At 72.6% G+C, this 8,060-nt stretch carries 10 protein-coding genes; 5 read left to right on the top strand and 5 right to left on the bottom strand.

The features are described from left to right. On the top strand, positions 1-497 hold a 497-nt coding region (locus ABT297_RS30615), incomplete at its 5' end, for a DJ-1/PfpI family protein (RefSeq protein ID WP_350555859.1). A 16-nt stretch (positions 498-513) separates the two neighbouring features. On the opposite strand, the gene ABT297_RS30610 is transcribed toward ABT297_RS30615, so the two are convergent. Together ABT297_RS30610 and ABT297_RS30605 are read right to left on the bottom strand one after the other, a co-directional pair. Beyond that, on the bottom strand, positions 514-1,314 hold the full coding sequence (locus ABT297_RS30610) for an MBL fold metallo-hydrolase (RefSeq protein ID WP_350555858.1): 801 nt from the start codon (positions 1,312-1,314) through the stop codon (positions 514-516). A gap of 119 nt (positions 1,315-1,433) precedes the next feature. Then, entirely contained in the window at positions 1,434-1,862 is a 429-nt protein-coding gene (locus tag ABT297_RS30605; RefSeq protein ID WP_350555857.1) for a thioesterase family protein, read from the bottom strand. On the opposite strand from ABT297_RS30605, the gene ABT297_RS30600 reads away from it, so the two are divergent. Continuing rightward, on the top strand, positions 1,767-2,252 hold the full coding sequence (locus tag ABT297_RS30600) for a Sir2 family NAD-dependent protein deacetylase (protein WP_350555866.1): 486 nt from the start codon (positions 1,767-1,769) through the stop codon (positions 2,250-2,252). The two genes, ABT297_RS30605 and ABT297_RS30600, sit on opposite strands and share 96 nt — an antisense overlap. A gap of 59 nt (positions 2,253-2,311) precedes the next feature. Here ABT297_RS30600 and ABT297_RS30595 read toward each other — a convergent pair whose 3' ends face one another. The 3 genes from ABT297_RS30595 to ABT297_RS30585 form a co-directional block, all read right to left on the bottom strand. Next, positions 2,312-3,640 carry a PH domain-containing protein gene (locus ABT297_RS30595; protein ID WP_350555856.1) on the bottom strand — a complete coding sequence of 443 codons (1,329 nt, stop codon included), beginning with the start codon at positions 3,638-3,640 and terminating at the stop codon, positions 2,312-2,314. Positions 3,641-3,707: 67 nt separating this feature from the next. Beyond that, complete coding sequence (locus ABT297_RS30590; protein ID WP_350555855.1) at positions 3,708-4,211, bottom strand: PH domain-containing protein; 504 nt, start codon at positions 4,209-4,211, stop codon at positions 3,708-3,710. Then, positions 4,208-4,417 (bottom strand): acetone carboxylase, encoded by a 210-nt coding sequence (locus tag ABT297_RS30585; protein WP_350555854.1) that lies wholly within the window; start codon positions 4,415-4,417, stop codon positions 4,208-4,210. Before ABT297_RS30585 ends, ABT297_RS30590 begins: the two co-directional genes overlap by 4 nt. Positions 4,418-4,692: 275 nt before the next feature. Here ABT297_RS30585 and ABT297_RS30580 point away from each other — a divergent pair, with 275 nt between their 5' ends. Genes ABT297_RS30580 through ABT297_RS30570 form a run of 3 tightly spaced genes read left to right on the top strand, consistent with a single transcriptional unit; the run spans position 4,693 to position 7,633 of the window. Further along, positions 4,693-5,766: an AAA family ATPase gene (locus ABT297_RS30580; protein WP_350555853.1), complete on the top strand. Its 1,074-nt coding sequence runs from the start codon at positions 4,693-4,695 to the stop codon at positions 5,764-5,766. Between the two features lie 56 nt (positions 5,767-5,822). Next, the gene (locus ABT297_RS30575; protein WP_350555865.1) at positions 5,823-6,686 is read left to right on the top strand and encodes a DUF58 domain-containing protein; all 864 of its coding nucleotides are present in this window, start codon (positions 5,823-5,825) and stop codon (positions 6,684-6,686) included. After that, a complete protein-coding gene (locus ABT297_RS30570; protein WP_350555852.1) occupies positions 6,683-7,633 on the top strand; it encodes a VWA domain-containing protein in 951 nt (316 codons plus the stop codon). Before ABT297_RS30575 ends, ABT297_RS30570 begins: the two co-directional genes overlap by 4 nt. Positions 7,634-8,060: the final 427 nt, after the last annotated feature.

Genomic DNA, 8,060 nt, shown 5'->3' with positions numbered 1-8,060 from the left:
TGTCCCAGGCGCGCGCCGGCGCCTCGGCGCGCACCCGTCGCGTGGCCGTCCTGCTGGCCGACGGCGCCGACTCCCGCGTCCTCGCGCACCTGCGCGACTCCTGCACCGAGGCGGGCGCCGTGGTCGACCTGCTGGGCATCACCGACGCCGCCGTGACCACCTCCGACGGCGTGCCGATGGACGTCACCCACGCCATCACCACGACCGCGTCGGTTCTCTACGACGCCGTGGTGGTGCCCAGCGCCGCGGCCGACCTGTCGGTGGAGGGCGCGGCGGTGCACTTCGCCGCGGAGGCGTACAAGCACGGCAAGCCGGTCGGCGCGTTCGGCACCGGCCTGGGCGTGCTGCAGCGGGCCCAGATCCCGCTGACGACGGCCTCGTCGGATCCGGCGCTGATCGTGGAGGAGGAGTTCACCCCGGACTTCCCGCAAACCCTGCTGGCCGCGCTGGCGTCGCACCGCAACTTCGACCGCGAGGTGGCCGGCATCCCGGCCTGAAGCGCCGCGCGGCGGATCAAGGCATGTTCAACTGCACGTAGCCGCGCTTCACCGCGCACATCGACATGTCATGCGGGAACGGCGCCTTCGCGGCCACCCGCTCCGCCGGGGCGCCGTCCTGGTCGCCGTCGCGGATCAGCCACGCCAGGGCCGCCAGCCGCTCGTGCTGGGCGGTCACGAAGCGGGGTCCGACGACGGCGCCGTGGCCGGGCACGACCTGGCTCTGCGGGTTGAGGTCGAGCAGCAGGGCGGCCAGCGTGTCGGGCCACTCGAGCGGGTACGCGTCGTCGAACTGCGGCGGGCCGCTCTCCTCCACCAGGTCGCCGGCGATGACGACGTCGGCGTCCGGCACGAGCGTCACCAGGTCGCCGACGGAGTGACCCCGGCCGTAGTGGCGCAGCCTGACCACGCGGTCGCCCAGGTCCAGCTCGGCGGAGGTGCGGACCAGACGGGTCGGCGGGACGGGCGTGAGGCGGGCCAGGTCGGCGGCCAGGTCGGGGTGCTCGAGCACGGCCCGCTCGCGCAGTGCGGGCCCGATCAGGGCGGCGGCCTCCTCGTGACCCCAGATCGGCGCGCCGCCGTCGGCGAAGACCATGTTGCCGAACGTGTGGTCGAAGTGGTGGTGCGTGTTGACCACGACGAGGGGAAGGGGGGTCACCCGGCGTACCGCCGCCAAGAGGTCCCGGGCCTGGCCCGGTGTGGACAGGGTGTCGACGACCAGCGCGGCCTCGCCGCCGACGACGAGGGTGGCGTTGACGTCGAGCACCGGGTAGCGCAGCACGTGAATCCCCGCGGCGATCTCATGCAGCACGGTCATTCCGAAACCTCCGCTTCGCTCCGGCAGCGGCATGACTTGGAGCTGAGCCCATGGTGACCGGCCCCTCCGCTTCGCTGCGGACCGGTCATTCCGAAACCTCCGCTTCGCTGCGGACCGGGTTACGCCGGGGCTTCTCGGTCCTCCAAGGCCTTGGCCAGGAAACGGGCGCGATCGAGGATCACCCGCTCCACGCGCCCCTCCGCGACGACCTGCCGGCCGTCCCTGACCACGATCTCGAACACGAGCGTGCGCCCGTCGACCTTCGCCATGCGGGCCTCGGCGACGACGCGACCGCCGATCGGGGTCGCGACGCGATGCTCGATCTCGACGCGCGTGCCGACGGTGGTGAAGCCCGGCGGCAGCCGGCTCGCGGTCGCGCCGACGGTCGCCGCCTCGGCCAGCGCCAGCAGCCGCGGCGTGCCGAGGACGGGCACGTCGCCCGAGCCCACCGCCTGAGCTGTGTCGGCATCGGTCACCGTGAGCTCGACGCGGGTGACAGCACCGACCCAGGGGGTCGCATCGACGGTGGGGCGCTCGCTCGACTCCATACGTCAAGCGTAGCGACCCCGGTAATTCGAAGGCCGTGTTCCTCGGGCTGCCTCGACGCGGCGAAGGTCATCGAGCTGCACGGCACCATCCACGAGACCGAGTGCCTGCGGTGCGGGGTTCGCGGACCGATGCGCGACACGCTCGATCGGGTCGAGGCGGGGGAGGACGACCCGGCCTGCCGGCGCTGCGGCGGCATCCTCAAGTCCGCGACGATCTCGTTCGGTCAGCGGATGAACACGGCGACCCTGACGGCCGCGGCGGAGGCGGCGATGTCCTGCCGCACGTTCGCCGCCGTCGGCACCTCGCTGACCGTGCACCCGGCGGCGGGCCTGGTCGACGTGGCGGCGATGCACGGCGCGCGGATCGTGCTCGCCATGATCACGGAGTGAAACTGCACAAGCAGCAGCACGTTCACTCCGTGATAATGGAGAACCCCGCGCAGCGTAGGTCAGAGCACCGCTCGGCGCGTGGAGAAGGCGCGGCGGGCGGTGCGGGAGCGGGCGGCCAGCTCGCCGGCGAGGCGGTAGGCGTCCGCGGCGTCGCGCAGGCGGGCCGTGGCGTGCAGGCCGCCCGCCGTGTCGACGGTGACCGTGGCGAGCGACAGCAGCCGTTGCAGCGGGCCCTGGGTCACCCGGACGCTCTGCACCCGGGCCAGCGGCACCGCGATCAGCTCGCGGGTCAGCACGCCCTCGCGGACGGCCACCACGTCGTCGGTGACGGCGACGCCGATGCGGGACCACGCCAGCGGTGCCAGCCAGCGGGCGCGCGCGGGCGGGCGGCTGACCGGCAGGGCCGCGGCGTCGATCGGCGCCGTGCCGGGGCGCGGGTCGACGGCCGATCCGAGCACCGTAGCGGCCACGGCGACCGTGTGCGCGGACCGGGCGACGGGCACGAGGGTGCCGGCCCGCAGCTGCTCGTCGCCGACGCCGCCGTAGCCGGCCACGTCCATGCGGGCCCGCGCCCAGCCGGTCGCGCGCCACAGCAGCGGCCAGGTGATCTTGATGCCCTGCACACGGTGCGGTGGCACGGACTGGCTGCGCTTGTTGAGCAGGCCCTGGTGCAGCCGCAGCGCCGTGGCGTCGTCGGCGATGTGGAACCCCCACTCGTCCAGCACCCGGCGGACCGGCACCTGGAACACGCCCAGGAAGGCCGTGATCGTGCTGGCCGCGCCGATGAGCGTCCAGTCGGGGTGGGCGAGCGCGGGCCAGAGCACGAACGCGGCGCCGATGGGCACCGAGATCGTCGGCGGGGTGAGCAACTGGGCGAGCAGCAGCCGGCCGTTGTCCACGGCGAACAGCTCTCGCTCGGCCGCGGGCTCGGCGGGCTCGGCGCCGGTGGCCAGGCCGAGCAGGCAGGCGCGCAGCGCGGTCGCGTCGGCCACGGTCAGGTACGCCAGCGGCGCCTCGGTCTTGCCGCCGCCGATGACCTCCAGGCGCAGCTCCGCGAGGCCGAACACGCGGGCCAGGGCGGGGCGCACGACGTCGATCGCCTGGACCCGCTCGAGCGGGATGGTGCGCACCCGGCGCGACAGCAGTCCCTCGTGGACGCGCAGCTCGCGGCCGACCACCTCGTAGCCGGTCACGGCCCAGAGCGCCGCGGAGATGAGGATCGCCAGCACCAGGATCGCGGTCATGGCCTGAAGCCAGTGCTCCAGGCCGAGGTCGCCCAGCCCGCGCCAGGAGACCGCGACCGCGGCGAGGGCGACGAGCTTCGCCCCGCGCACCAGGGGCGTCAGCGGATGCAGCCGCCGCCGGGGCAGGGTCAGCGGTCCGGTCACGCCGCCTCCGCATCGCCACGGCGGACAGAGCGCGGACGAATCCCCCGATGAGCGGCCCTTCCGCTGCTCACAAGCCCTCTTCGCGGATCTCGCCGAGCGCCGCCAGGCGGTCGCGCAGGCGGGTGGCCTCGGCGGCCTCCAGGCCGGGCACGGTGGCGTCGCTCGCCGCGGCGGCGGTGTGCAGGGTGACGGTGGCGAGGCCGGCGGCGCGCTCGATCGGGCCGGCGGTCACGTCGACGAACTGCATCCTGGCGTACGGCACGATGGACAACCGCCGGATCAGCAGCCCGTGGCGGACCAGCAGGTCCTCGGCCCGCTCGGCGTAGCCCCAGGCCCGGATGGACCGGCGCATGAACACCGCCCGCACCGCGCCGGCGGCCGGCACCGCCACGGCGGCGAGGAGGAGCCACCCCGACCACAGCACACCGGCGACCACGCAGGCGAGCGTCAGCACGACCACCCATATGGCCAGCGTCGCCAGCCTGACCACGAAGTACCGCGGAGAGATCGGCCGCCACACGACGGTGTCCGGCCATGGGTGCAGGGGGTCTGGTGCGACCGGAGCGTTCACTCCTCGAGCCTATCCGGAGCGCTGATGGGCACGGTCTCCCGCAGGAATCCGCGCGCGCTCAGGAACGACGACAGCGACTCGCGGTGCTCGTCGCAGGCCAGCCAGATCTTCCGCCGGTCGGGCGTGTGCAGTTTCGGATTGTTCCACAGCAGCTGCCACACGGCTCGGGAACGGCAGCCCTTGGCGGAGCAGATGAGCTCTTCCACGCCTTGAGTGTGAGCGCCGGGCGGCCACGGGGGAAGCCGCCCGGCGACGGGGTGAATGTTACCCACTCGGGTACGGGTGATGTCCAGTCCGTGAGGCGAGGGTGAGAGAAAATCCCCCGAATCGATAGTCACATATCAGATATTCCGGTTGAAGTCGCCCGGATGTGAACTCCCAGTAGGCTCTCAGCAGCGTCGGATCGCGGGCGGTCGCCGCGTCGTGCGACGCTAGGTCTGCCGAAGATTGGCAGCAGACTGAATACACGCGTGGAGGACCGGTGACCCAGCCGAGCAACCCTGTCTCGACCCCCGCTCAGGACGCGACCGTGCTCGAACGGGCCCTCTTCGAGGTCAAGCGGGTCATCGTCGGCCAGGACCGGATGATCGAGCGGATGTTCGTGTCGTTGCTCTGCCGCGGCCACGTGCTGCTCGAGGGCGTGCCCGGCGTCGCCAAGACGCTCGCCGTGGAGACGCTCGCCCGGGTCGTCGGCGGCACGTTCTCCCGCATCCAGTTCACGCCCGACCTCGTGCCCGCCGACATCGTCGGCACCCGGATCTACCGGCAGTCCAGCGAGAAGTTCGACGTCGAGCTCGGGCCGGTGTTCGTCAACTTCCTGCTCGCCGACGAGATCAACCGCGCGCCGGCCAAGGTGCAGTCGGCCCTGCTGGAGGTCATGGCCGAGCAGCAGGTCTCCATCGGCGGCGAGACATATGACGTGCCCCGCCCGTTCCTGGTCATGGCCACCCAGAACCCGATCGAGCAGGAGGGCGTCTACCCGCTGCCCGAGGCCCAGCGCGACCGGTTCCTGATGAAGATCCAGGTGGGGTATCCCACCGACGCCGAGGAGCGCGAGATCGTCTACCGGGTCAGCGTGAAGACCCCGGAGCCGGTGGCGGTGCTCACCACCCAGGAGCTCATGGCGCTGCAGGACAAGGCCGACGACGTGTTCGTGCACAACGCGCTCGTCGACTACGCGGTGCGGCTGGTGGTCGCCACCCGCGCCCCCGCCGAGCACGGCCTGGCCGACATCGCGCACCTCATCCAGTACGGTGCCAGCCCCCGCGCCTCGCTGGGCATCGTGCGGGCCAGCCGGGCGCTCGCCCTGCTGCGCGGCCGGGACTACGCGCTGCCGCAGGACGTGCAGGACATCGCCCCCGACATCCTGCGCCACCGCCTGGTGCTGTCCTACGACGCCCTCGCCGACGACATCCCGGCCGACGACGTGGTGCGCCGGGTCCTCGCCGCGGTGCCGCCGCCCACGGTCGCGCCGCGCCAGCAGGCCACCACCGCGCCGGCGGGCCAGCCGCAGGCACAAGCGACCACCACCATCACCACGTGGCCGGGGCGGTGAAGATCCAGAGCGGCACCGGGCTGGACGACGCGCGCGCGGAGGTCGTCCTCAACCGCATGCAGCTGCTCGTCACGCGCAAGCTCGACGGCCTGTTGCAGGGCGACTACCTGGGCCTGCTGCCGGGGCCGGGCACCGAGGCGGGGGAGTCGCGGGAGTATCGGCCGGGCGACGACGTGCGGCGCATGGACTGGCCGGTGACGGCCCGCACCACGCTGCCGCACGTGCGCCAGACGGTCTCCGACCGCGAGCTGGAGACGTGGCTCGCCGTCGACCTCAGCGCCAGCCTGGACTTCGGCACGGCCCGATACCTCAAGCGCGACCTGGCCGTGGCCGCCGCGGCCGCCGTCGCGCATCTCACCGTCCGCGGTGGCAACCGCATCGGAGCCGCTGTCGGTACCGCGGAGGCGCTCACCCGCCTCCCGGCGCGCCCCGGCCGCAAGGACGCCCAGGGCCTGCTCCGCACCATCGCGCTGACCCCGAGCCGGCCCGGCCGCGCCGACCTCGGCGCGCTCATCGACATGCTCAACCGGCCCCCGCGCCGGCGCGGCGTCGCCGTGGTCGTCTCCGACTTCATGACGCCGCCGCAGCAGTGGGCGCGGCCACTGCGCAAGCTCGGGGTGCGCCACGACCTGCTCGCCGTCGAGGTCGTCGACCCGCGCGAGCTGGAGCTGCCCGACGTCGGGGTGATCGCCCTCGTCGACCCGGAGACCGGCCGGACGCACGAGGTGCAGACCGCCGACCCGAAGCTGCGCCATCGATACGCCCACGCCGCCGCCGCCCAGCGTGCCGAGATAGCCTCGGCACTGCGTGGCGCCAACGCGGCACACCTGCGGCTGCGCACCGACTCCGACTGGCTCCTGGACATCGTCCGGTTCGTCGCGGCCCAGCGACACGCCCGAACTCGAGGTACGACCCGATGATCCGTCTGCTCTCACCGTGGTGGCTGCTGGCCCTGGTGCCCGTCGCCGCGGTCATCGGCGTGTACGTGTGGCGGCAGCTGCACCGGCGCGCCTTCGCCGTGCGCTTCACCAACGTCGACCTCCTCAGCAGCCTGGTGCCCAAGGGCATCGGCGCGCGCCGGCACGTCAGCGCGGCCGCCTTCCTGCTCAGCCTGGTCATCCTCGCCTTCGGCATGGCCCGGCCGTCGGTGGACACCAAGGAGCCGCTGGAGCGGGCCACGATCATGCTGGCCATCGACGTGTCGCTGTCGATGCAGGCCACCGACGTACAGCCGACGAGGATCGAGGCCGCGAAGTCGGCCGCGATCGACTTCGTCAAACAGCTCCCGCCGAGCTTCAACATCGGGCTCGTCTCGTTCGCCAAGACGGCCAGCGTGCTGGTGTCGCCGACCAAGGAGCGCAGCTCGATCCTGCAGGCGATCAACGGCCTGACGCTGCAGGAGTCGACGGCCACCGGCGAGGCCGTGTTCACCAGCCTCGACGCGATCCGCACCGTGCCCGCCGACGGCGCGGCCGGCCCGCCGCCGGCCCGCATCGTGCTGCTGTCCGACGGGTTCCGCACCGCGGGCCGCTCGCTGGAGGACGCGTCGGCGGCCGCCTCGGCGGCGAACGTGCCGGTCTCCACCATCGCGTTCGGCACCGACGACGGCGTGGTCCGCATCGGCAACACGCCGCAGCGGGTGCCGGTGGACCGCCCGTCGCTGCAGAAGGTGGCGGAGGTCACCAAGGGGTACTTCTACGAGGCCGCGAGCAAGGAAGAGCTCAAGCGGGTTTACTCGGACATGGGCAGCTCGATCGGCTTCCGCACGAAGCCACGCGAGATCACCCAGTGGTACCTGGGCTTCGGGTTCCTCACGGCGCTGTGTGCGGGTGCGCTGAGCCTGCTGTGGGGGTCCCGGCTTCCGTAGGACGGTGTCGCGGGCCGCGGTGATCGCCGCGGCCTTCGCAGCGCCACAGCCGCGCCGGTGGGACGCGGCGGACGGCGGTCAGTGGGCGCCGACGAGGAAGAACAGGGCGGCGACCCACATCGCGGCCAGGAAGAAGCCAACGGGCGCGACGAAACGGCTCACGACGAGCTCCCAACGGGTGTTGTCTCAATGGGATAGCGAGAACAGACACACGGAAGCCGTGGCGGGTGATCTGCTGTTACCGGCCACGACTGGAGGGATCGCTACTTCGCACAGCGATCACCTCCTGGGGAGCGGCTGCCGTGCCGGACGGGCAGCGAACGGATCCGGCCGTTATGGCGGCCGGACATCCAAACCTCCATATTGTACTGCGGACCGCCATGCCCGGCATCAGCCGCCCGGCGCATTGGGTCCTACCATTCGGTAG

The sequence above is a fragment of the Dactylosporangium sp. NPDC000555 genome, assembly GCF_040300025.1.
Classification (GTDB): domain Bacteria; phylum Actinomycetota; class Actinomycetes; order Mycobacteriales; family Micromonosporaceae; genus Dactylosporangium.
The sequence above is the reverse complement of the archived record's forward strand: the minus strand, read 5'-3'. Positions and strand labels throughout refer to the sequence as shown.